Here is a 24708-nt window from a genome sequence, read left to right on the forward strand (position 1 = left end):
TGTTTGAGGTTTCCCTACAAGCCTATATATAAAGGAGGTGTGATCTGTGAAGAGGAAATCCAGTTTGATTTCTCAACAAATGTCTTCACAAAGGAAAAACATGGCTCTCCTCGCAATCATTTCGCTCGGGCTTGGTATAGCTATTGTGAGTCAGGCTGGACTGCTTGCTGAAGCAGTCCAACGGATTTTTGTGGAGAGAGCTTCATTTTCATCGGTTATCCTGTTGCTCGGTATACTTCTGGCTATTATGGCTGTACGCACACTATTGTCTTATGGAAACGGTATTGTTGGCTTGCATATGGCAGCTGCTGCCAAGACAAATATGCGCGCAGCCGTGCTGCAAAACTTGACCCATGCTTCCATGCCTTCAACCCTTAGTGGACAGACGGGAGGGAAGGTCAGTATTGCTCTGGATGCTGTGGATGAGGCTGATAGTTATTTCAGTCAATACATGCCGCGTATGATGGAAGCTGCTATCATCCCGGTTCTGATTTTGGTCGTTACATTTATCCAACATGCCAACACGGGGTTCATTCTATTGTTTACTGCTCCGTTCATCCCGCTGTTCATGATTCTGGTAGGGCTGAAAACGAAGAACAAATCCGAAGAAAAATATGCGCAACTCGCTGAGTTTTCAGGGACGTTTCTGGACTCTCTTCAAGGACTGGTGACATTGAAAATATTTGGACGGGCTCACCGTCAGCAACAGGAGATTGAACGCAGTAGCTTGGGTTATCGTGATGCCACGATGGGTATTTTGAAGATTGCGTTTACGAATACATTCATGCTGGAATCAATCGTGATGCTAAGCATTGGTATTGTGGCTCTCGAACTGGCCATCCAGTTGCTTGTTTTCAAAGCTATGACGTTCCACACTGCCTTTTTCGTTTTGCTGCTCGTTCCCGAGTTTTACAACCTGTTAAAGAATACGGGAACAGCCTTTCACAGCGGCCGGACAAGTATGGGTGCGGTTCGTAAGGTGGAACAGATGCTTGAGGAAACGGCAGGGGAGAGCAGGGACGCTAATGGCATTGAAGGAGCATTAACAACCGATGGAATCGACGAGATCGACAGCATAGATAAGGTCGGGGATAGGACCGACAGAATAAGCAAACTGGAACTTGCCCATTCTGGAGACCTTTTAATACCACCGTCTATCGTAATTGACCAACTTCGGTTTCAGTATGCTCCAGATTCTTTCGAGCTTAAGACGGGGCGGATCAAGCTTAGCCCAGGAGAACACATTGCGATTGTTGGCAAAAGCGGTTCCGGCAAAACGACTTTGCTACATCTCATTGCCGGTCTGCTGAAACCAGAATCGGGTACGCTTCTGGTGAATGGAAGTCCACTCTCGCAATACGATGAAACCGAATGGTTCGAACATGTTAGCTACATTACACAGCATCCGTATATTTTTGCAGGCACATTTTCTGAAAATATTGCGATTGGTGCTGGTGGAAACATCTCCAGAGCTGAAATTGAGCGGGCGGGGGAGGAAGCCGGACTCGCTGCGCTTACAGCCCAATTAGAGCATGGATTTGATACCTTTGTTGGTGAAGGAGGCCGGGGACTGTCTGGTGGGGAAAAGCAGCGGCTTGCCTTAGCACGCGCTTTTTTGAAGCGTCCTGCTATCATTTTGTTTGATGAACCCACAGTTGGACTGGATTTGCACACCGAGCGGGTACTGCAACGCTCCATAGCCAAACTGGCAAAAACGGCTACGATGATTACGGTGGCTCACCGATTATATACGATTCAACAAGCCGACAAGATTTTGTTTATGGACAATGGAGTGTTGGTGGACTCGGGACGACATGACGAGCTTCTGGAGCGCCTGCCTCAGTATGCCGAGATGATTGATGTAGAGCGGAAAGGGGGGATATCCTCATGAATGAACTGGCTGTTCTGTCAAAGGCGATGATTCAGGAGCGCAAGGATATCATTCTTTCGATTTTGGGTGGATTTATTGCCGGCATAGCCGGTGTGGCACTCTTTTCTGCGAGCGGGTATCTGATTTCACAAACGGTATTTGCGCCACCGCTTTATACTTTAATTGTACTCACCTCCATGGTCAAACTGCTGGGTCTGCTTCGGGCGGCGAGTCGTTATGGAGAACGCTTGTATTCTCACCGGGCGACTTTCTCCATGCTTAGCCGTTTACGTACATCCTTTTTCGCCAAGCTTATTCCTTTAACGCCTGGTATATTGAACAAAAATCGAAGCGGGGATCTGCTTGCGCGGATCGTTGGGGATGTGGAAAGTTTGCAAAATTATTTTTTGCGAGTCGCTTATCCTCCGATCATGGTCGTCATGGTATTTTTGGCTACGGTGCTGTTTACTTCTACCTTTTCGATCTGGATTGCCGTTTTGTTTGTAATAGGTATGCTGGTAACGGCATTCGTTGTACCGGGAATTGTGTTACTCGGGCAGCGGAGAACACATGGACGCGTTCGTGAGCAGAGGGCGCAGCTGTCCACGGAAGTTACCGAAGTGTTGTACGGTTTCCGGGATTTGAAAGTATATGGTCAATTGGCACAGCGGGAGGAGCAGCTTCAGCATGCTTCCGCTGTATTGGCAACTGAACAGCAACGAGCAGCCGGGCACTTGCTGCGCGGGCAATCGATGCATACTTTTGTTACATTTCTCGTTTCCTGGGGAGTGCTGACGCTCGGCGCCTATTTAATTATGGAAGGAGCGCTTGCAGGCGTATTTCTTGCCATGTTGGTTATGGCATCACAAACTGTATTTGAAGAAGCGGCGGCTATGGCCACATTACCCGCGTATAAAGAGGATAGCGAACACGCAGCCAAACGACTGACGGAAACAGTTCAGACTTTTGATGAGCACTCTTCGCAACCAAGTGGCACATTGCCTGTTAATCATGCTGTTACGATGGAACTATCCAATGTTACATTTCAATATGAAGGGGAGTGGAGACCGGCACTCAGGGATATGTCCCTGCACATTTTACCTGGCTCCAAAACGGCAATAGTCGGGCCGAGTGGGTCAGGAAAATCAACAATTATCGAATTGCTGCTCAAACTGCGAACATCAACGGCTGGCGAGATACGATTAAACGGTATTTCGGTGAAGGAACTGGACGAGACGAGCATTTGGCAAACGGCTAATGTGGTATTTCAGCAAAATCATTTCTTCCGGGGAACGATTCGGGACAACCTGCTGCTAAATGGAGAAGAACACGCTGACGAACAATTGTTGGATGTGCTAGCTAAAATGCAGCTGCCCGATACATCGTTGACCGATATGGTGTATGAAAAAGGGGAGAATCTGTCAGACGGCGAGAAGCAGAGGTTGGCTATGGCGCGAGCGATGCTCCGCAAAGGACGGGTATGGCTTCTGGACGAACCAACTTCATCGCTGGATTATGTGACAGAGCATCACGTATTGAAGCATCTCTACGCACAGGCGGCTAATGATACGCTTCTCCTGATTTGTCATCGGCTAACCGGATTAGAAGAGATGGACCAGATTGTGGTCATGGACCAAGGCAGGGTAGTCGAAACGGGGTCCTATTCGGAGTTGATGGGGCAAAAAGGCTATTTTTATGAGATGAAACAAATCGAACAGCAAATGATCGGAGAAGTTGAAGTGTAAATATAGACCAAACACATCAACTTGTTGCAAATGCCACTTCTCAGATTCCGATGGTTTATACACGATTGATTCAAAAAATGGTTAAGATAAAAACTAAAGGTTGATCTTGTTTGGTATTATCCCCTTCAAGTAGACACTCGAAAAAACCTGCATGTTATCATGGAGGTTCGAGTGACACTTGGAGGGGATATTTTTATGGCGAAAAAAGGACAAACATTCCAACGGAAAAGGGCCACACAAGCTCCTTGCGAAGCTCGATTTAGATTGTAATGATCTTTATTGCTGTCACATTTTGGGTCGAGCTCTTCGTTGTATAGAGTGAAAGGGGGGAGACAGCTTGAATGATACGGAGTTAAATCAGATCATTGCAGATGTGTTGGATGGGAACACAGAACAATTCGAGAAAATCATGGAGATTTATCAAAAACCGATTTTTCTCTATTGTTATCACATGCTGGGCAATTATGCCGAAGCCGAGGAGAACGCACAGGAGGTATTTTTGAAGACCTTCCGCACCTTGAAAAAATATACCCAATATCAGATCGATTTTGGCGCCTGGATATACAAGATTGCCTACCATCAATGTATAGACATCATCCGTAAGCGTAAGTTGGTTAAATATTTGCCTTTCTTTTACCAGGATGATAAAGAAAATAATGAAGTCGATTTGCATATTGAAGCCAACTATTTTGATGAATCCGTACATCAGGCCATGGCAAAATTATCGGCAGAAGAGCGTAATTTGTTAATCTTACGTTGTGTCGAGGATAAAAGCTACCAGGAGATCGGATTGATTCTCGGTAAAAACAGCGCCAGCCTTCGTAAAAGGTACGAACGTACATCTGCAAAATTTCGAAAGTATTATGCTCAAGTGAAGGGAGTGGGAGTGTATGAATATGGACAGGGATCGGGATCGGGATTTGAAAAAACTGTTTGATGACCCGCGCATTCCCGACGCCAACTTGACAGGAAGAGTAATGAAAATACTACATGATAAGCCAAAAGAAAAGGAGAGGTTTTTTATGAAATATAAAGTTGTTCTGACTGCGTGTGTAGGGATGATGTTAATGGCCTCCACGGGTTATGCGGCAGTTCAATATCATTCTTTGACGAATAAAGATGGAAAAATCGTATATGAAACTAAATCTACGAAAGATTACGTAAAAACAGAATCGAAAGATGAGGCAGATCGTTTCAAGGCATTTTTTGAACTGAAGGAAAAGGTGCTAAAGAACGGGGAAGCAGGGCTGTTTTATATGGTTGCCAATAACCCGAATCATCAAACAGATCTTGGAACGAAGTTGACTGTCTTCCAAAATCCTTCACAATTACGCGAGAAGATTACAGATAAATCCATTAAGATCGCAGACAACATCAATGGAAATTATACTTTCCAAAAGGCGGACGTAATCTTTAAAAATGCTCAGGAAGTGAATCCTCCTTCTTCGGAAGAAAAGAAGAAAATGGCAGAAAAGCTGAGAAAACAGGCGGAAGAGTCCAATAAGGGCTATGCAATGATGTCTGTTGAAATGACAGATCAGTTTTCTCTTCTCAATGTTACGTATCAAAATGGCGAAGATAAAATCGGGGTTATGATCAATAATCTGAGCGGGAAAAGCGACCCAACATCGTATATTGACGAGAAAGTTGAATTTAAGCAGGAGAAGGTTCAAGTGAAGGGTGTAGAAATGCTGCATACAGAATTTGGTCCTTCGCAGTGGCACGAGCTGAAATGGGTATACGAGAGCCCAGACAAAAAGGTGAAATACGCCTATACTATACAAGGGGACTTGAATAAGGTAAGCAAAGAAACCTTGATGAAACTTGCCGAAGGTTATTTGGAATAATAAGTCCAACAACAACGGGAATCTTCTCCAATCCAAATGAGGGGATACCCTCTAGTAAGTCATAGTCCTTCTCCATTTTTTATCATAATCGTTTCTAAGCACCGTTTTTAATTTCGTGGAACAATTCAAAAGAACGGCCGCTGTTCGCATCATTTGCGACAGGGCGGTTCTTTTGTTTTCATAGGTTAGCTGTAAATTGCTATTCTTGCCAAACACTCATAGGGTCCCATGGCTTGATCTGATTGTCATATTTTCCAGCCAAAAAAGCTTTCATGTCTTCCAGCTTAGCAGGCACCTCGTTCCAAATTGGAAGGGGTGGTAACCCTCGTTTGCTTTTCAATAGGATATCCACTGTAACATACAAGCGTTCTGGCTGAATCCAATGAAGGAAGAGGGAAATATCCATTTGCTTGGTCAGGGACAAGGAATCGATTTCGTCATTGTAATGCTTGTTGAACTCGCTGATCAGGTTCAAGAGGTAGTCTCGCTGTTCCTTCACGAAATCCAAGCCGCAAATGGCGCCATGCCCTGGAACAACGATTTCGGGTTTAATTTCATCAATAATGCGATCAAGCACTTTAACCCAATTGAGAGTTCCCTCTTCGCTGTATGCCGTACAACCATTAAACACGACATCGCCAGCGAACAGCACTTTTTCTTTTGGCATCCACAACAGTAAGTCACTATCAGAATGGGCTGGAGCTACGTTGTGAATCATAACTTCTGTATCGCCAAGACGGATGTTGATATCGTCCTTTATCTCAATACTCGGGAGCACCCATTCTACGCCTTCCAGGTCGAATCCTTCAAATTCCGCTGCAAAAAACCGCTCACCCGGAGTCGATTCCGGAGAATTCTTTCCTCTTCTGATGACGCTGTCCATCCAAGCGATATTTTCGGTGAGACGCTCTCTGGAGGCTTCCTTGTGCATAATAATACAAGCATCTTCAAACACTTTGTTTCCCCAGGCGTGGTCGCTGTTATAGTGCGAGTTCACCACATATGCGGGAGAGCCGCCGTTGCTTACTTCCATAAAAACCTCCCGCATTTCCCGCGCATGGAACAAATCGAAGAACGTGTCATACACCAACCCATCACCCTTGTTGATGAATCCGGCATTGGCCCAACTGATCCCACGATACGGCGAAATACCAGCAAAGACGCCATCTGCGACTTCAAAAAATTTAACGCGAGGTTTTTGGATAATACGTCCATACTTCATAAAAATTCTCCTTTACGTATATGTTTTTAGGATAAGGCATACTGACTAAGTCATTATTATAGAGAATGAAAAGAATAAATGCAAGCGAGTACTTGCTTGCATTTATTCTATGCGATATGATAGTAAAAGAGCATGCTCACGCAAGTGGTACCTGACTGCAAAACTTGTAGTAGAATAGGATTAACATATGCAAAAGGAGAACTACAATGCAAACTTCAGACAGAATCATTGAAGCCGCGACACGTCTCATCAAAAAGAATGGCTATCGGGGTGTAAGCACCAAAGCCATTGCAACGGAAGCTAAAGTAAATGAATCTACGATTTTCCGGCAATTCGGAAGCAAGCAAGGGATATTGGAAGCCATCATTCAAAGACATTCGGATATTCCGCAATTTGAGAAGCTGTTAAAAGAGGAAGCGACCGATAATCCGGAAGTCGATCTGCTGAATGTAAGTCAGCAGTACCGTTTATTTTTCCATAAAAATGCGGACATCATTTTGATTGGCATCCGCGACAAAGGAATGCTTCCCGAATTAGACAGAGTGCTGGCCGATCCGCCGGCGAAACTTCACTCCTTGCTGGTTGAATATTTTGAACGCTTGCAGAAGAAAAAAGTTATCGCCAGGCAGGATGAGCGTCTTGTCGCAATGTCTTTTCTCTCGATGTGTTACGGATTTCAGATGAGCGAGCTGATTCATCGGCAATATCAATCCCAATTCGTCACCGAGGAAGAGTTCTACAAGCATAGTGTCTCATTGTTTGTTAAAGGAATTTTGGTCTAGTCATAAGCATTATTGATTTATATATTGAGAACTCTAAACTTACGCTGGAGGATGACTTTTGTTCATGAATGTAGTTTTTATTAATGGAAAATAAAATACGTGGATGCATTATATAAAAACAGACTCATTAAATTAAGCCCATTTTTTTCTAGGGCTTTTTTTGTTTGGGACCTCAGGATTGTATTTGGTCTATACTCAAACTTTCGTGTCAGAGTTATTGTACGATCTTTAATGCAAGACAATCATGCCTATTGTATTCGAATTATCCGAGGCTGTACTTACTTAATATATTATAAGAAATTCTTGAAATTACAGAAATTTATCCAATAACGAGATGCTATTATACAAATACAAATAAAGACGAGGTGATGATATGCAAGCAAAATTGGCAGCGGACGCCATTCCCCTCCCCAAAAAGCGGAACTCATGGATAAGGACGATAAAAAAGTATAAAGTGATGTACGCTCTCTTGTTCCCGGCATTAGTTTACTTTGCCGTATTCAAATACATTCCTATGGCGGGAATCATTATTGCCTTTAAAAACTATAACCTAGCTTTGGGACTATGGGATAGCCCATGGGTGGGATTTAGAAATTTCACAGATTTTATGAACGGCGTTTATTTCTGGGACATCATGAGAAATACGATTATCATATCCCTGTATAAGCTGTTGTTCGGTTTCTCAGCTCCTATCATACTTGCTTTGCTGCTCAATGAAGTTTATACCCAATGGTTTAAGAAAATCGTACAAACGATCACTTATTTACCCCACTTTCTATCATGGGTCATTGTTTATGGAATGATGGTGGCATTACTAGCCCCAGGGGATGGTCTTTTTAACATGATTTTGAAGGAAACTGGAGTTGAACCCATCTCATTCCTAACGGAACCTGCCTGGGGCAGACTGCTGATCATCTTATCTGAAATATGGAAGGATATTGGATGGGGAGCGATATTGTACCTTGCAGCATTAGCAGGAATCGATCCAAGCTTATATGAAGCGGCTAGAATTGATGGCGCTTCCAAGTGGAGACAGCTATGGCATGTAACACTTCCCGGCATTCGAGGCGTTATGATTCTGATGCTGATCCTTAAACTAAGCCATATTCTGGATGCTGGTTTTGACCAAATATTCATGTTTGCCAACAGCTTTAATCAGGAGAAGATCGACATTATCGACACATGGGTATACCGTGAAGGGCTCGAGCGACTTAAGATTGGCTTGGCTACTGCTGTGGGATTATTTAAAGCGGTCATCGGATTTGTTTTAGTGTTGGCAGCGAATAAGCTCGCCAAAAAATTCGATGGGCAAATTTGGTGAGGTGGTTATCAAAATGATCAATTTGACAATCGGAGAAAAGGTCTGGCAAGCATTCGTTTATTTTATTCTTATTTTGCTAGCTCTACTTTGCTTACTACCCTTTCTATATGTGGTTGCTGTTTCAGTAACACCAGAATCGGAAGTGCTAAGAAGAGGAATTGTTATTATACCAGAAACCTTTACCTTTCTAGCCTATAAAGAAGTATTTATTTCTCATGGTATTGGGCAGGCGTATAAAATTACATTGTTTCGAACGATTGTGGGCACTGCTCTCAATGTGTTCTTTACGGTAATCGCGGCATATCCGTTATCCAAAAAATATTTGCCAGGTCGCAGCCCATTTTTACTATTCATTGTCTTTACGATGATGTTTGGGGGAGGATTAATTCCGACTTATTTACTAGTCCGCTCTCTGGGATTGCTAAACAGCCCGTGGGTATTGATTATTCCAAATCTCATTAGTGCATTTAATCTGGTGATCATTAAAGGCTTTTTCGAGCAATTGCCTGCTGAAATCGAGGAATCAGCGAGGGTAGACGGTGCAAGTGAACTTCAGTCGCTATGGCGGATCATCTTACCTCTGTCCTTGCCCGTCCTATCCACAATTTCTTTATTTTACGCAGTCGGGCATTGGAACAGTTACTTCGATGCTATTGTTTATATCAATGATTCCAACTTAATGCCGCTTCAAGTGATCTTGCGCAACATCCTGCTTAACGTCGCAACACAAAGTGCTGATTCGCTTGCCAATACCGGAGCTGTTAGTACGTTCGCTATACAAATGGCAGCAGTTGTCGTGACTACAGTTCCGATTTTGATCGTTTACCCATTTATGCAAAAGCATTTTACCAAAGGTGTGCTCTTGGGATCGGTTAAAGGTTAAAAAGATATTCCAACCTGAGTTGTTACGGGGAAACCGTGATAATATAGAAGCAAAGGAGAGGTCATTATGCAACGTAAAGCGATTACATTTGCTATTCTGACAGCAATGGTCGGTGTGGGAACAGTATTGTCAGGCTGTGGGGAACAAAAAGAGGTTACATCGACAGCTTCGGGTAATTCACAAGGCCAGTCTAGTCCCTTTGAAACCAAATTGAAAATTTCGATGTTTAACCAAGGAACTTTCAATGCTGCTGCTCCGATTCCTCCCCGTGAAGAAGATATCCAACGCCAAATGTTGGAGAAAGCAGTAAATATCGACTTGGAAATGATGATTCCTCAATCAGGGCAAGCAACGACTAAATTAAATACGCTCATTGCTGGCGGAGATATTCCAGATTTGATCTTCTTAAAGAGCCGGGCTGATCTCGCACAATATTATGACCAAGGCGTTCTTGCGGATTTGACACCGTATCTGGATCAATTTCCTGAATTGCAGAAACGTTTTAGCAACGACTCCTGGGAGGCGATGTCCTATCAGGGAAAAACCATTGGGGTTCCAGGTTATGATAACGTAAACGGTATTAGTCGAAGCTTCTTTATCCGTAATGATTGGCTGAAAAAGCTGAATATGGAAGTGCCAACAACACCTGACGAGCTATTTGAAGTTATGAAAGCCTTTACAGAGAAAGACCCTGACGGCAATGGCAAAAATGATACGTACGGATTCATAGGCGGAATGAATAAAGAAGGGAATCTGCAAACCTACGGCTTCGATAGTTTGATGTGGATGTTTGGTGTCAATCCTCCCTCAGCCATTGATGTGAAAGACAATGAACCAGTGTTCCTGTTTACCGACCCAAAAATGAAAGAAGCACTCGCTTATATCAATAAAATGATGGAAGCTAAAGTTGTAGATCCAGACTGGGTGACGATGAATACTCCCGATTTATTGGACCAAAAGTTATTTAAGGGTAAAGTTGGCTTCATGATAAGAGATGCCCGCAGGTTGGAACCAGATTATCAGCAAAAAATGAAAGAAATCAGTGGAGAGGTGCCGGAATGGATCGTCATTCCTCCAATGACAGGTCCTTATGGTGATCAAATTGTAGAGAGAAAATCGTTCCAAGGCAATTCATGGGCCATATCCAAGAAAGCGGATAAGGACAAAATCATTCGGATCTTGTCCATGCTAAATTATCTCTTTACGGACAAAGAAGCATATCCGAATTTTGCATACGGAATTAAAGGGATTCATTGGGATTTGGTAGACGGCAAGATCAAAAATAAAACCTCCGAATTATCAAAGGAAATGAAAGAAAAGTACTTATGGGTCGATCATTATAGAATGCCGCGTCGTGGTGATGATGCTGAGTACTTCAGCTTCCAGAATCCTAAGACGGCAGAAGCTTTTGAGAACAACCAGAAATACGTGGCGGCTACGTTGCCCGGGAATTTATTGACTGAAGACCCGAACGATTCATTGGCAGCTGACCGCCAACGTTACATTAATGAAAGCTTGGTCAAATTTATGACTGGCAAAGAACCTCTTTCGAACTGGGACAATTTCCTCAATACATTGGAAACTAAGTTTGACATGCAGAAGTATAAAGACTCAGTAATCAAGCAATTTAAAGAAGCAGGCTTAATCAAGTAAATCAAGTAGAAACGGCTTCGCCGTCCTTTTAAAGGGCGGTACCGTTTCAGCGAGAAAGATAAGGAACATTTATGCGCGAAGCATATAAATTCTTATCTTTTAAACGAAGAGAGCGGCTATAATTAGCCCCTCTCTTTATTGAAATATAAGAAAGTATAAGTTTTACTTTATACTTTATCCTTCTATTTTTCGAAGAAACGCTTATCGTCCTTAAAAAGGACGCCGAAGGCGTTTCTTCTTATCATATGCTATTATTTGTTTATTACAGATTTAAAAGGAAGATGATCGATGCGAAGAAGAATCAGCTTGCCTTTAAAACTATTTTTTATCGTGTTTGCATTTGTATTAAGCTGCATAATCTTGATAAGTCAATTGTCTTATCGCTATGTCCAAAAGGAAATAAGAACCTCTGACATTTATTACACCAACCAAATACTTGATAAGATTGATCAGTATTTCACAGTTAATTTTTCCTCCTTCCAGACGATGCTGTTCTCGGTCGAGTCATCGGTGAAAGCCAACATTGACAATCCGGACGTGATTAAAAAGCAATTAAGAGAGCTGTATGAACTCAACAGTAATTACGTCAGTAATATTTATTTGATCAAAAGCGATTTATCCATTCTAGGCGGAAGTACACCTACCCGAATATTTGATGAACCTTTATCTGAAAGAGAACCATTGTTTGAGGCAGCTGACAAGAACAGAAGGATTACATTTGTCAGTGATCCTTACAAATCTAAATATTCCGGCTGGACAGTTACGATGGTCCGATATCTGAACAGTGCTCCGTTTCCTATGGCCATTGCGGTAGACTTAGATCTAAATGCCATTGAAGAAACCTTGTTCAAGATTAATAAAAAAGAACAAATGAATTTGGCTCTAATCACCGCATCGGGAAAAATCATTGCCGGGTTTTCGGAAAATAAAGGACCCCTGAATGTTCAAGATCATACTTTTTCAGTCGGTGAAACGTCAGCGGAACAAATTCTGGATACTACAGAAACAAACCTTCAACTGCACACCAAGGAGGGGATTCAGGTCTCCCTTCTGAAAAAACCGACTGAAAAATTTAACTGGACCATCATCTCAATCAACGATGAATCACGCCTAAAAGCTGCTTTATCCAGATTGGAAACCTATTATATAGAGCTTCTAGCTGCAGGTTTTCTCTTAAGTCTGTTCGTTTCCTTCTTTATTGCCAAATATATAAGGACTCCGCTCTATGCACTCAAAACAAAAATGAAGCGGGTGGAGCAAGGCTCCCTCACAACTACAATATCGATTAACCGAAACGATGAGTTTGGAGATCTTTCCCGAGCATTCGATCGTATGCTGCAGCAAATTGTGGAACTGATTCGGGGAGCAGAGCTTCATAATGAACTTGAACGCAAGCTGGAAATTCAAGTACTGCAGTCTCAAATAAACCCTCATTTTCTGTATAACACGCTTGGTTCTATCAGCAATGTCATACGACTCGGACAAATAGAGAAAGTAGATGTGGTGATTGAGTCTCTTATTTCAATATTGGAATATGGGATAGCCGACGCTTCGGAGAAGGTATCACTGCGTCAGGAATTGCAAAATGTATCGGACTATATCGCGATCCAGAACATCCGCTATAACAGAAACTTCCACTTAATCGAAAATATCGAAGCAGGGCTAATAGATTTTCCGGTTTTTAGAATGCTGCTGCAGCCCCTTGTGGAGAATAGTATCTTCCATGGTTATAACGGTGGGGGGATCGAAGGCCCTATTACTATTCATGCGTACAGGGAGGGCGGCAATGTCATCATAGAAGTAGTTGATCAGGGCGAGGGAATTCCAACTGATAAAATAAAGCATATTTTAATTTCAGAACCGGGGGATGTGGAATTGAAAAGAAAAAGAATCGGGTTAAACAATATTCATGACCGAATCAGACTTCACTACGGAGAACAATTCGGGCTCCAAATCATAAGCATACCTAAGGAAATAACCCGGGTTCGCGCCTTATTCCCAGCAGGCTTGTTTAAAGGAGATGCATGATGATGAGAGACTACACCTGCTTCATTGTTGACGATGAAGATCTAATCATTCAGAGATTGGAATTGTTTTTTCACGAGCTCTCCCTTAGGGATAGGCGATTTCATTTAGTGGGAAAAGCGAATAATGGGCTGAAGGGGTTAGAGGAGATCGTAAAGCTTAAGCCGGATATCGTGATATCTGATATCGTTATGCCGCGAATGGATGGGATTTCCATGATTGAGCAGCTAAAGCCAAAGCTTCCCCATACCCAATTCATTCTTTTGACCGCTTATTCATCCTTTGAATACGCCCAGAGAGCTATTCAAGCCAACGTATTGGAGTACATTGTTAAGGTTCCGCTCAGGGACGCGGATTTGGATCGAGCTTTAGATAAGGCAGCCGGGATTTTAAATGAGGTAAAGAAAAAAGAAGCGGAATTTCAATCGTTAAACGTATCCGTGCTTGAAAATAAATATAGAGTCCGCAAGCAATTTTTTAACGAGCTTATCAGAGGCGAAATTCCTTCTCATCGGGCATCGGATTTTGCCAATCGCATGCAGTTCCATTTTTTTCAAGCCAACTATCGCTGCTTCATTGTCGAAATGAATATGTATGAAAGTTTCCGAAACGATTATTCAGCGTCTGATCAAAACATCTTGCGGTATGCGATTACAAATATAATCGAAGAAACGGTGATGAATGGCGGCAGTGGTGTAGCTGCGGATCTATCCGATAATCGTTTTATTGGCTTTCTTTCCTGGGAAAATAATCGTAGTGATCTGGAAACGGAATATGATTGCCAGACACTGGGGGGGCAGATCGTCTCCCATTTGCATCAATATTTGAATCAAAGGGTATCTGTCGCTTTTGGAGGTCAGCACCGAGGCTGGGAATCCATCAAACAAGCTTACACGGAAGCACAAAATGTGAGTGATGATTTCTATTATCATACAGAGAAAGTAGTAAAAACACCCATGCATCGGTTCCATTACCATAATGACAGAAAAGAAGAATTTCAGCAGAAACTGGCTGATTTTCTTGCTGGGGTGAAAAGAAAGGTTTCCAAGGAAGAGCTGGAGAAAGCATTTGCTGATCTGAACCAATTTGTTACGGACCATAAAATCCATAAGTCCATCATGGCGCCTATGCTACGAGACTTGTACAGAGACATTATTGTGAAGTTTAAATCGGGGAACAAGTTGGCCACGGAAGTAGCAGAGTTTCCCATAGAATTTTTAGCTTTTCGGGAGCAGCTTGCCTATATTGGCGACTTTACCTTCGAATATGTACACGCTGGCCAACTTTTACATCGTATAGAAATCATGAGTGCTATGCGGTTTATAGAGAAAAACCTGAAACAGCGATTAACGCTCGAGGCGATTGCCGAGGAAGTGAATTTAGCTCCATCGTATTTTAGCAGCTTATTCAAAAAAACAATGAACGAGGGCGTTATCAGCTACATCAATCGTAAAAAAATCCAATTAGCTCTCGAGCTGTTAAATGTTCAGGATTATTCTATATTGGAATTGTGCGAGGAAGTAGGAATTGTGAATGAAGGTTATTTTTGCAAATTATTTAAAGAATATACGGGTGATACTCCTAAGCAATATCGGATAAAAATGACACGGTATGAATCCAATTAAGGTTGCAAAAAATGTGTGATTTTTTCGCGAAATCATGTAAAAAAAAAGGGAGCAAAAGGATTACCATGATAGAAGGATCTAATCATGGAGGTTATCAAAATGGAGCTTATTAAAGCAGATGTAACCGTCGTCGGCGGAGGTATTGCTGGGATATGCGCTGCCATTGCTGCCGCACGCCAAGGGCTGCAAGTGTCACTTATTAATGATCGACCGGTTCTTGGGGGAAATGCGAGCAGCGAGGTCAGGGTTCATATCAACGGGTCGGCATATCTCGGAAACAGTCCATCCTATTATGCACGCGAAGGAGGGTTGGTGGAAGAACTCAAGTTGAAGATTTTCCACTATAATCCGTTATACAACAAGAAGCTGATGCTTTCGCTTTCGGATACGGTCTTGTTGGATATGGTCTATGCTGAGCCTAACATTTCTCTATTTCTGAATACATGCGTGCATGAAACGGGCATGGAGAACGGCAGAATTAAATGGGTGGAGGGCCTTCAATTGGCTTCCGAAAGGAAATTTCGTTTTGAAAGCCGAACCTATATCGATTGCTCCGGAGATGGAGTTGTCGGATATCAGGCAGGTGCTCTCTTCCGATGGGGGAGAGAAGCGAAACATGAATACAAGGAAGAATTGGCTCCTGAAGTGGCGGACCATTACACCATGGGCGATACGATCCTGTTTCAAGCCCGTGACGTAGGATATTCCGTTCCATACAAAAGACCTGGCTTTGCGTATGATATTACGAAGTTGGCCTTTTTCGATAGTATCAGAAAAGGCTTAAACCATCGGGCTTTTCCAAGAAAAATCAACGGGCTTGGCGGATTGTGGTGGCTGGAATACGGCGGACATATGGATATTATCAAAAATAATGAAGACATCGCGTTGGAGCTGCGGAAATTGGTGTATGGGATTTGGGATTATCTCAAAAATAGCGGTGAATTTGATGATGTAGACAATCTCATTTTGGATTATGTATGCCCGATCCCGGGAAAGCGGGAGTCGAGGCGGTTTATTGGCGATCACATGTTGTCTCAGAACGATCTCACAGCAAAGCCGCATTTCGAAGATGCTGTATCCGTCGGTGGATGGTATATGGATTTACATGCTAATAAGGGCATCTACGATGAGGGGCCGGCTACAGCTTGGAATTTCGTGCCCGGATTGTACAATATCCCTTTCCGCAGTTTATATTCACGAAATATTCCTAATCTCTTGTTCGCTGGTCGCAATATAAGTGCTACCCATGTGGCTTTCGGATCTACAAGGGTTATGGCAACCTGCGGTTGTATGGGGCAGGCGGTTGGAACAGCTGCTTCTTTGTGCTCGAAATATGAGGTAGACCCCGCGGCCATAGTCGAAGCTCATATGGGGGAGCTGCAGGCGCTACTGCTTCGAGACGGGCAAACCATTGTAGGCCTTCAAGAAGAATTGGATCCTTACTTCGCTGACGGATTAACTATTCGTGCCTCGTCTCAGCGCAGTTATGACAATCTTCATCCAACCGAAGAGATTTCCTTGGAGAAAGGGTTATGTTTGGTCTTGCCGATTCAGACATCCGTGGCTGAAAGCGTACGGATCAAAATTAAAAATAGGTCCAAGCATTCGGAAACTCTACATGTGAAGCTGTTTGGCGGGGAACGGAAGGAAAACTACATTCCAACCAGCGAGTTGAGAGACTACCACTTGGTTATTACAGCCGGTCATGACGACTGGATTACGCTAGACTTGGACTGCAAGAAACCGGCTGACGACAAAATCTACTTCATATTGGAGGGCACGGCGAGCCTTGCCATATACGGTAATGAAGAGAAATTGACAGGTGCGGTCAGCTTCCATTATAGGCCGGAAGAGCCGTCCAGGCTGAAGAAATTCAATAAGAGCATTTGCTTTAAGGACCTGATGCCAGCTCAGAATATGTATAGTCCTGAGAATGTTGTCAATGGCTACTCCAGACCTTATGGCCAACCGAACGGCTGGATTTCTGAACATTCGAAAGGACAGGAATGGTTGGAATTCTGTTTTACAAGCCCCAAAAATCTGGACGAAATCCATCTTGTTTTTAATTCACAGCTGGATTTGGAGCATTTCAACGATCCGATCGAGTCCCTTATTCAAGATTATGATATGACCTTGACCTTAGAAGACGGAACCGATAGGACAATCATAACTCGTGGGAATTATCTCACCTTGAATAAACATAAGGTGGATGAGAAACGTGTATCCCGAATCCGGATTAATTTCTGCGCAACTTATGGTTCGCCTTATTTCGAAGTGTTTGCTGTAAAATTGTTTGCTCCTAAAATCGATAAATGAGGTCAGGTGAAGTCACGATGAAGGAATTATTCCCTCGTAAAGGGCTCCCCAATATAATTCAAAAATTGGAAAATGGGGATACCGTAACAATCGTCTATTTCGGCGGCAGTAATACACGTTCTGAAGGCTACAGGGTCATGACGGCGGATTGGCTTCGTAAGCAATATCCTAAGGCGGATATCCGCTCTGTGAATGCAGGCATTGATGGGACAGGATCGGATTTGGGCTGTGCCCGTTTGGAGACAGATGTACTGCGTCATCGGCCTGATCTAGTATTTGTTGAATTTGTCGGTAACGATGGCGGAGATCCCGAATCCAAGGCGCGTATCGAAGGGATTGTCCGTCAGATCCGCAAGCGGAACCGGTTTACTGATATCCTGTTCGTTTATACGCTGAAGGAGCGGGATGTGGCCTTATTTCAGTCTGGGGAATACCAGAAGGGGGCTATAATGCAAGAGGAAGTGGCCGACTATTACGGCATTCCTTCGATTCATCTAGGCGTAGAGGTCAGTCACTTGGTGTCGGAGGGAAAACTCGTTTTTACCTCAAGGGAAGACGTGTCCATTTCCGGAGCCGTTGTTTTTACGCATGATTCGATCCATCCGACTATTCCCGAAGGACACCAGATTTACACGGATACGATCACCCGGTCATTTGAGAAAATTAGAGAACTTCAAGATCATCCGGGAAGGTCAGTACATCACTTACCTCAGAATCCGTTGGTTCCGGCTAATCCTTGGGAGTATGCGACCATGCTGTCACTGGATAGTCTTACCGATTTTTCCGCAGGATGGTCTTACATGACTCCGGATGATTGTGCTTTAGTGCGCGAGTACAATTGGTTGTTCCCCGGCCTATGGCGAGCAGTCGATCCTGGAGAGGCTATCACGGTGCAGTTCGAGGGAACCCATATCGGGTTATTCGATATCGGGGGGCCTGATTCTGGCAGATTGAAGGTGTCGGTGGATGGTGGAGAACCCTTTATTGTCGATCGATTCACACTACACAACGATCATAATCGTAATCAGTATGTATTCTTGCCAGAGCTCCCGAATGGGAAACATACGGTTCGCTTCGAAGTCGATACCGAAAAGACAGACAAAGCGGCTGTGTTTGAGGCATGCGGCAATGAACGAAGTATTGAGCATGTTCGGCAGCATCCAGATTGGTATGATCAAACGGTGATCCAGCTTGGGAAGTTGTTATTGGTGCAGCCGCCATTATAATTAATCTAAAGGTTTTATCCAATTGAAAGACCTATTTTATACTGACTGCAGTTGAGCGGCCAGTTATGATGTAGGTCTCTTTTTTAAAGGAAGACAAAGTCGTTTCTTCTTGCTTAAAATCTTATAAGAAATTCTTGAAATCAAAGAAATTTCACAGTTCTGTGACATGTTATGATAAAAACGACGGAGCGGGATTAGCCAGAAGGATACGGCTGATCGCTTCTTTATGATCTTCGAACAAAGGAGGGTTTTATTATTTTGAAAGCGTTATCAACTTAAGGGAGGCTATGAATTGTATGATAAAAAGGAAGCTGTTTTTCTTAATCGTTTTCATCGTGACGATATTAGTTCCTTTCAGCCTAGACGGAATAAGGACCGCTTATGCAGAGACCTTACCGTATAAGACGATTATCATCGATGACGGGAGCATCACGATCAATGATGTTGTGACACCTGATGTGGGTAACGAGAACAACGGATATTCGGCTCCGAATTGGACCACAAGTACAGGGGTGAAGGGGTATGATAACTCCAGCTCCAAATATACGAGTACAGCAGGCAGAACGATATCATGGAATCCACGATTGGAAGCGGGAACGGCGAAAATTTCGTTATACAAGCTTAACTGGGAAGATAAAGCGGATAGCAATGTAAAAATTGAAATCGTCCACAATGGAACGACGGATGTTCTTTTTATGGATTTGAGACCTTCATTTGGCGCTTCTGTGGGATGGGTTGATTTGGGAGAGTACTATTTTTCTGGAGCTGGTAACGAATTCGTTAGATTAACTCGGTCTACCAGCACAACCAGCACGATACTTACTCGTGCAGATGCGGTTAAGTTCGAAGGGAATATTCAGCAAAAAGAACCTCATAAGACGATCATCATAGATGATGGAAGCCTCACGATTGATGATGTCGTCACCACTGATGTAGATAACGCAAATAACGGGTTCTCCGCTCCTGATTGGACTACAAGTACGGGAGTGAAGGGATATAATAATTCCAGTTCGAAATTTACCGATGCAGTAGGAAGAAGCATCACATGGAATCCGCGATTAGAAGCAGGGACAGCGAAAATTTCGTTCAACAAGCTTGATTGGGCGGATAAAGCAGACAGTAACGTTAAAATCGAAATTGTTCACAATGGGATAACGGATGTCATGTTTATGGATCTGAGACCCTCGTCGGGGCCATCGGCCGGATGGGTTGATTTGGGGTCCTATTATTTCAGCGGTGATGATAGCGAATTTGTCAGACTGACTCGAACACAACCTACGACCGGAAAGATCATTACGCGGGCCGATGCGGTCAAATTTGAAGGGAATATCCGGCAGCAAGCTCCACCGTTGCCTCCGCTGCGCAGCCGTACATTGGCGAATCTCAGTTACACGGAAAAAGGCAGCATCGAGAATGCCAGCTATAAAGCGACCTTTTATGAAGCAGCTTGGGATGAAGGGAAAACTATCGTTCGTGATATGTTCTACAAAGACACGGATACGGGGAACTGGGTGCCTGTCAATAATGTAGCGGAAAGACTTGAAGAACAATGGGTCTTATTGGATGGAAATGCGGGGAGTCGAACCAATTATTACGATACGATGAACAAACGTTGGATTACATTCGACGAGATCGTTTTCCCAGACAGCCACACGGCGGTATTAACCGATTCTTCACATGAAAGCGATTACGATTTACAAGTGAACTGGTCCATGTCAGGGGACAAACCTGATGTTTCCTTCGCCTTTACACCTCGCAGGGATGGCAATTATGTAATCGGTTATCAGTCCTTCACAACAGAGCAAATCTCAGGTGTCAATGAAGTGTTAAATGGTTTCAGATCACACGCCAAAATGGTAGGTTCAGTGGAATCAACAAGCTTAAGGGAACTGAGCGCTCCGATGAGTCTGGTTGAGAAGAATGACGGTTCGGGGAATCCATTGACGTATGGGGTATTTGTACCGTCGGATGAGCTTCCGGTTGAATTTGAACCGACGGGAGGTGTTACGAAGCAAAGGCTCGGCATGAGCCTTGTCAACAACGAAGGCAGCGTGCAGCCAATCTTGTATGCTCCTCAATTAGGGACCTATTCGCAAATGAACGCAGAAAGCACTTATCAATTTCATATGGGACTAATCGCTCAAAAAAGCAATTTGTATGAGTCCTACGCGGATATTCTTCGCAAAGAGTACGGTTATTCTGCATACCGTGAGAATGTATCAGATCAGTCGCTTACTGACGCGATGTTCAATATGATCGATTTACTTAAGATAGAGCCGCAAGGAGATGACTCTGTTGATTATGTCCCGTCACCCAGCGGGTGGTGGAGCCGTGCCAAGGGCTTCATTGACATCGAAAACGAGGATAGCGTTCGAACAAGCTCGAATGCGGTTCTTTTGGGGGCTTACTATTTGACTGGGGATGACCAGCTTTACGATACGAGAGCATTGCCGTCCGTCCAGTATGGCTTATCGCGAAATGGCATAGGTTGGTCGCCGACGCAGAAGCCAGTATACGGTGTGCCGTCGTTATGGAAAATGGCAACCTTGCCGTTTGATTTTTCAAGCGTAGCCGCTGTCAATCAGATGATGGGTACTTCGGCAGGAATTGGGGCGCTAGCACAGGAAGAGTACCTCGTGCGTGATCCTGACCAGAAAGACCGCGGTCCTGTCATTCAGCCCCTGATGATGTATCGTATGACGGGAGATGCGCATTATTTACAGGCTGCCAAGGATGCAGCCGACAGCTATATCATGCAGCATATTGATACGCCTGCATCTGTTAATGTGAGTAAAAATGAGTTCATTTATTATTATAGCAAGCTGTGGATGGAGATCTTGGAGCTTTACGAGGAAACTCAGGATCCCAAATACTTGAATGCTGCTTATAAGGAAGCCAAACGGTATGCAACGATGTTCGTTGCTCGTCCGGTTCCTGAAGGTGCCGTTACGATTCCGCAGCCTGAGACGTATAATTACGCGGAGTCGTTCCACTGGCCGGAAAGTGGTAAATATCAATATCCTCGGATCAAGCTCCCAGAAGATGTAGCCGGAGGCGTACAAGCGGATAGTGAGCTTGTATCTCCCAATGGATTGACGTTTGAAGCGGGAAGTACAACTGGCTATTATCGGATGAATGCTCAGGAAGCTCCATTCATGCTGAGATTGTCGCTCTATACAGGTGATAAACTGCTGCAGGATATTGCTCATAATGCGGTTATTGGTCGATATTCCAGTTATCCAGGTTATTACTATAAGGGCTTCGCCGTTAGCCAACTTGAACCAGAGTTTCCTCTGGAAGGCCCAAGCGGGGCTACATCTATCTATTATCACCATATCCCGGGACAACTCGGGCAAACGATGGATTATTTGATCAGCGAACAATCGTTGAAATCGAATGGTGGTATTACATTCCCTACTGTATTTGAAACTAATTTTTTATGGTTCAAATATCACCTCTATGGAAACAAACCAGGTCATTTTTACGGTAATTCCGACGTTTGGCTCTGGATGCCCAAGGGGATTATTAAGACCAACCATCCTCAATTGAACTGGATAACGGGAGAGAGCGGGAATAAATTCTACATCGGGTTAAGCAACGAATCGTCAGCTGAAGTCCAGACTCCTATCGAATTGAATGCGCAAATCATTGGGTTCAACCCGGCACAAGATTATACCGTAACCATCATCCGCGACAATGGCACACCAGAGCAAACGGTTATGAGTGGCGGAATCATTCAAGCCACGGTTTCAAGCAAGGGAATAACCGCTATCATTGTAGAAGGACTCAACATTGATGTGCCGCTGCACCAGGTCAGAACTGCTGATACATCGGAGGCAAGCTATTTCTTCGATATCCACAGCCCTATAGATGCGGTTAAAGGTATGCTGATCGTCAAGCCCGACGAAACGGCCTATGATGCTTATGTGCAGGCAAAAACGACAAAACCAGCGACGATCCATTATTCCTTGGATGGCGGGGCGACGTATACGACGATTCCAGATACGATTTATCCGATGGAATGGTCGATACGGGTAAACGATTTATCCCAAACCTTCACTTATTATGTGGAATCGGACGGGAAACAGACTCGCAAGCGGACACTCTATTTGCCTGATCAGGTACAAGAAACTCCGGTTCAACCGGATTGGCAGAAGGGTTCATCGATCATTGTGGATAATACGGAGGCGGAGACAGAAGGCGTCTGGATACGGGATACAACCGCTAACGACTATTACTATGATAACTATGTGTACGCCAAATCGGCTGCCGGCACAGCGACAAGCAGAATTAAATGGCAGCCTGAGCTGCCGGAAAGTGTTACTTACAGTGTGTATTACAAGCTTCCGCAAATAACCGCTACAAGTGAAAATTGGGCAACGAATGCCTCATTTACCGTTTATTATAGTGGAGGCTCCGAGACGGTTACCGTTGATGAGACAACGGCCAATGGGACTTGGGTGCACCTGGGAGATTATCCTTTTGCAGCAGGCGATAGCGGATATGTCGAGTTAACCAATAAGGCCAACAAGTCACGGGTAGTTGCCGATGCGATGATGTGGGTCGATCCAAACAGTATGCCGCAATTGGAGTCTGTGGTGATCCTGTCGGATCGGAGTGAACTGCAAATGACTCAAACCGCACAACTAAGCGTGACCGGCTATTTGGATAACGGTCTGATTGGTGATCTATCACAGGCAAATGTGCAATATTTCGTTGATCGAACCGATCTGGCTGAAGTGGACAGTAGCGGTATGTTGACCCTTCTAAGTCTCGACGGAGAAACGGATCATATTGAGGTATGGGCCACTGTAACGATTGACGGGGTGACCTTAACAACGCCGTCTTTGACAATTGCGATCAGGGACTTAACGGTTATTGTCGACAGCACGAATACGACTGGGTTATACACGACAGAAGGATCTTGGAGCCAAAGCAATTTAGCCGGATACAAAATTGGGGTTAAGTCCCGTTACTCTACCGTGCAAGGATCATCAGCGACGTGGAAAGGCCAGTTCCCAGAGGGGAAATATACGGTCTCCATCTACAAGCTCGTCCATACGACGGCAAACGATAATTATGTCAAAGTAGAAGTGAAGCATCAGTCGGTTACCGAGGTCACGTATATTGATGCAACCGTCGGCTCCTCAGGTTGGGTTAATCTAGGAACGTTCGACTTTACTGGAGACGGCAGCGAGTATGTTCGTCTAACCAGGGTTACTCCGACAACGGTAGATCCGCCAACTCTACCTGCCGATATGATTTATACGAGGGCTGATGCAGTCAAGTTCGAACGGCATTCCGTTAGCCCGGAATTGCTTGCAAATGGGGTGCCAGGTAAACCGGCACTTTCGAATAATAGCGGTGTTGCCACAGGCATAAATGATGGCAATTACGAAGTTACGATGAATATGTGGTGGGGAAACAATGGCTCACTGTATAAGTTGTACGAGAATGGCCAATTGATCCAAACGAAGTCACTGGCCGATGTTTCGCCTGCTGCCCAGACTTCCATTATTCCTATTCAAGGAAAGCCGAATGGAACCTATGTGTATACATGTGAGTTATCGAATTTGTATGGAACGACTTCATGTGATCCACACACCGTCACCGTGACTGAGGCGAATCCCGGCAAACCTGTGTTGTCTAGTGACAACTGGGATCAAGATGGGGACTATAACATTACTGCTAATATGTGGTGGGGCACGAACGCAGCACAATATCGATTATATGAAAATGGCGAACTCATTGAAACGCAATCTTTATCTTCACAAACACCAAGTGCTCAATCGGCCATTACACAAATCTCAGGGAAAACTCCTGGCATTTATCAATATCACTGTGAGTTTATGAATGGAAGTGGAACTACGGAAAGTGATACTATACAGATTATTGTAAAATAAACCTATGAGCTGAGTGGATGAGAACGATCCATTCGGCTTTTTATTTCTAGGAATTTAGTATTGAATTATGCAAATCACTTGTAAAACGATGATGTAAGAAGACAGTACATTTTTGGAACATATGCCGGAGCATCCGATCGTATTTAATCTAATCTTTCAAAGCTCACAACTGGGTGATATTTACACGATACTGCTCATGCTAGATCAGCAGGGCGATTTCAGCCAACCGTATTATTTTGAACGTGAGATGTGCCAGATTAAAAAATATAACTATGTGCATCCTTGAAAAA

General features: G+C 43.9%; 15 protein-coding genes. 14 read left to right on the forward strand and 1 reads right to left on the reverse strand.

From position 1 onward, the window contains the following. Positions 1 to 46: 46 nt before the first annotated feature. The 4 genes from cydD to MKX34_RS16425 all read left to right on the forward strand — a co-directional run bounded on the left by cydD (position 47) and on the right by MKX34_RS16425 (position 5462). Entirely contained in the window at positions 47 to 1891 is a 1845-nt protein-coding gene (gene cydD, locus MKX34_RS16410) for a thiol reductant ABC exporter subunit CydD (protein ID WP_076106652.1), read from the forward strand. Next, positions 1888 to 3615, forward strand: coding sequence for a thiol reductant ABC exporter subunit CydC (cydC, locus tag MKX34_RS16415; protein WP_076274553.1), 1728 nt, complete (start codon positions 1888 to 1890; stop codon positions 3613 to 3615). Before cydD ends, cydC begins: the two co-directional genes overlap by 4 nt. A 337-nt stretch (positions 3616 to 3952) precedes the next feature. Beyond that, entirely contained in the window at positions 3953 to 4552 is a 600-nt protein-coding gene (locus MKX34_RS16420) for a sigma-70 family RNA polymerase sigma factor (RefSeq protein WP_076274554.1), read from the forward strand. An 85-nt stretch (positions 4553 to 4637) separates the two neighbouring features. Further along, on the forward strand, positions 4638 to 5462 hold the full coding sequence (locus tag MKX34_RS16425) for a hypothetical protein (RefSeq protein WP_076274555.1): 825 nt from the start codon (positions 4638 to 4640) through the stop codon (positions 5460 to 5462). A gap of 199 nt (positions 5463 to 5661) precedes the next feature. Here MKX34_RS16425 and MKX34_RS16430 read toward each other — a convergent pair whose 3' ends face one another. Then, entirely contained in the window at positions 5662 to 6684 is a 1023-nt protein-coding gene (locus tag MKX34_RS16430) for an MBL fold metallo-hydrolase (RefSeq protein WP_076274556.1), read from the reverse strand. Positions 6685 to 6890: 206 nt separating this feature from the next. On the opposite strand from MKX34_RS16430, the gene MKX34_RS16435 reads away from it, so the two are divergent. The 10 genes from MKX34_RS16435 to MKX34_RS16480 all read left to right on the forward strand — a co-directional run bounded on the left by MKX34_RS16435 (position 6891) and on the right by MKX34_RS16480 (position 24704). Beyond that, on the forward strand, positions 6891 to 7466 hold the full coding sequence (locus tag MKX34_RS16435) for a TetR/AcrR family transcriptional regulator (RefSeq protein ID WP_076273214.1): 576 nt from the start codon (positions 6891 to 6893) through the stop codon (positions 7464 to 7466). 373 nt (positions 7467 to 7839) lie between these two features. Next, the gene (locus tag MKX34_RS16440) at positions 7840 to 8787 is read left to right on the forward strand and encodes an ABC transporter permease subunit (protein WP_036677080.1); all 948 of its coding nucleotides are present in this window, start codon (positions 7840 to 7842) and stop codon (positions 8785 to 8787) included. 13 nt (positions 8788 to 8800) lie between these two features. Then, positions 8801 to 9670 carry a carbohydrate ABC transporter permease gene (locus tag MKX34_RS16445; RefSeq protein ID WP_036677077.1) on the forward strand — a complete coding sequence of 290 codons (870 nt, stop codon included), beginning with the start codon at positions 8801 to 8803 and terminating at the stop codon, positions 9668 to 9670. Between the two features lie 66 nt (positions 9671 to 9736). After that, a complete protein-coding gene (locus tag MKX34_RS16450) occupies positions 9737 to 11323 on the forward strand; it encodes an extracellular solute-binding protein (RefSeq protein ID WP_036677074.1) in 1587 nt (528 codons plus the stop codon). A gap of 288 nt (positions 11324 to 11611) precedes the next feature. Further along, positions 11612 to 13351, forward strand: a complete 1740-nt coding sequence (locus tag MKX34_RS16455; protein WP_076141258.1) for a sensor histidine kinase — start codon at positions 11612 to 11614, stop codon at positions 13349 to 13351. Between the two features lie 2 nt (positions 13352 to 13353). After that, positions 13354 to 14973 (forward strand): response regulator, encoded by a 1620-nt coding sequence (locus tag MKX34_RS16460; RefSeq protein WP_256715539.1) that lies wholly within the window; start codon positions 13354 to 13356, stop codon positions 14971 to 14973. Between the two features lie 84 nt (positions 14974 to 15057). Next, complete coding sequence (locus MKX34_RS16465) at positions 15058 to 17289, forward strand: FAD-dependent oxidoreductase (RefSeq protein ID WP_076296625.1); 2232 nt, start codon at positions 15058 to 15060, stop codon at positions 17287 to 17289. Positions 17290 to 17306: 17 nt separating this feature from the next. Continuing rightward, on the forward strand, positions 17307 to 18515 hold the full coding sequence (locus MKX34_RS16470; protein WP_076099125.1) for an SGNH/GDSL hydrolase family protein: 1209 nt from the start codon (positions 17307 to 17309) through the stop codon (positions 18513 to 18515). A gap of 296 nt (positions 18516 to 18811) precedes the next feature. Continuing rightward, a complete protein-coding gene (locus MKX34_RS16475) occupies positions 18812 to 24418 on the forward strand; it encodes a hypothetical protein (RefSeq protein WP_076296624.1) in 5607 nt (1868 codons plus the stop codon). A gap of 112 nt (positions 24419 to 24530) precedes the next feature. Next, a complete protein-coding gene (locus MKX34_RS16480; RefSeq protein ID WP_162164256.1) occupies positions 24531 to 24704 on the forward strand; it encodes a hypothetical protein in 174 nt (57 codons plus the stop codon). Positions 24705 to 24708: the final 4 nt, after the last annotated feature.

The organism is Paenibacillus sp. FSL R5-0636 (assembly GCF_037974255.1).
In the GTDB taxonomy this organism is placed as follows: Bacteria; Bacillota; Bacilli; order Paenibacillales; family Paenibacillaceae; genus Paenibacillus_AQ; species Paenibacillus_AQ odorifer.

What these genes read in the sequence shown, in the direction of transcription:
- cydC (WP_076274553.1), top strand. Translation starts at nt 1,888, where the DNA reads ATGAATGAACTGGCTGTTCTGTCAAAGGCGATGATTCAGGAGCGCAAG.
- MKX34_RS16450 (WP_036677074.1), top strand. Translation starts at nt 9,737, where the DNA reads ATGCAACGTAAAGCGATTACATTTGCTATTCTGACAGCAATGGTCGGT.
- MKX34_RS16440 (WP_036677080.1), top strand. Translation starts at nt 7,840, where the DNA reads ATGCAAGCAAAATTGGCAGCGGACGCCATTCCCCTCCCCAAAAAGCGG.
- MKX34_RS16465 (WP_076296625.1), top strand. Translation starts at nt 15,058, where the DNA reads ATGGAGGTTATCAAAATGGAGCTTATTAAAGCAGATGTAACCGTCGTC.
- MKX34_RS16475 (WP_076296624.1), top strand. Translation starts at nt 18,812, where the DNA reads ATGATAAAAAGGAAGCTGTTTTTCTTAATCGTTTTCATCGTGACGATA.
- MKX34_RS16425 (WP_076274555.1), top strand. Translation starts at nt 4,638, where the DNA reads ATGAAATATAAAGTTGTTCTGACTGCGTGTGTAGGGATGATGTTAATG.
- MKX34_RS16430 (WP_076274556.1), bottom strand. Translation starts at nt 6,684, where the DNA reads ATGAAGTATGGACGTATTATCCAAAAACCTCGCGTTAAATTTTTTGAA.
- MKX34_RS16445 (WP_036677077.1), top strand. Translation starts at nt 8,801, where the DNA reads ATGATCAATTTGACAATCGGAGAAAAGGTCTGGCAAGCATTCGTTTAT.
- MKX34_RS16460 (WP_256715539.1), top strand. Translation starts at nt 13,354, where the DNA reads ATGAGAGACTACACCTGCTTCATTGTTGACGATGAAGATCTAATCATT.
- MKX34_RS16435 (WP_076273214.1), top strand. Translation starts at nt 6,891, where the DNA reads ATGCAAACTTCAGACAGAATCATTGAAGCCGCGACACGTCTCATCAAA.
- MKX34_RS16470 (WP_076099125.1), top strand. Translation starts at nt 17,307, where the DNA reads ATGAAGGAATTATTCCCTCGTAAAGGGCTCCCCAATATAATTCAAAAA.
- MKX34_RS16455 (WP_076141258.1), top strand. Translation starts at nt 11,612, where the DNA reads ATGCGAAGAAGAATCAGCTTGCCTTTAAAACTATTTTTTATCGTGTTT.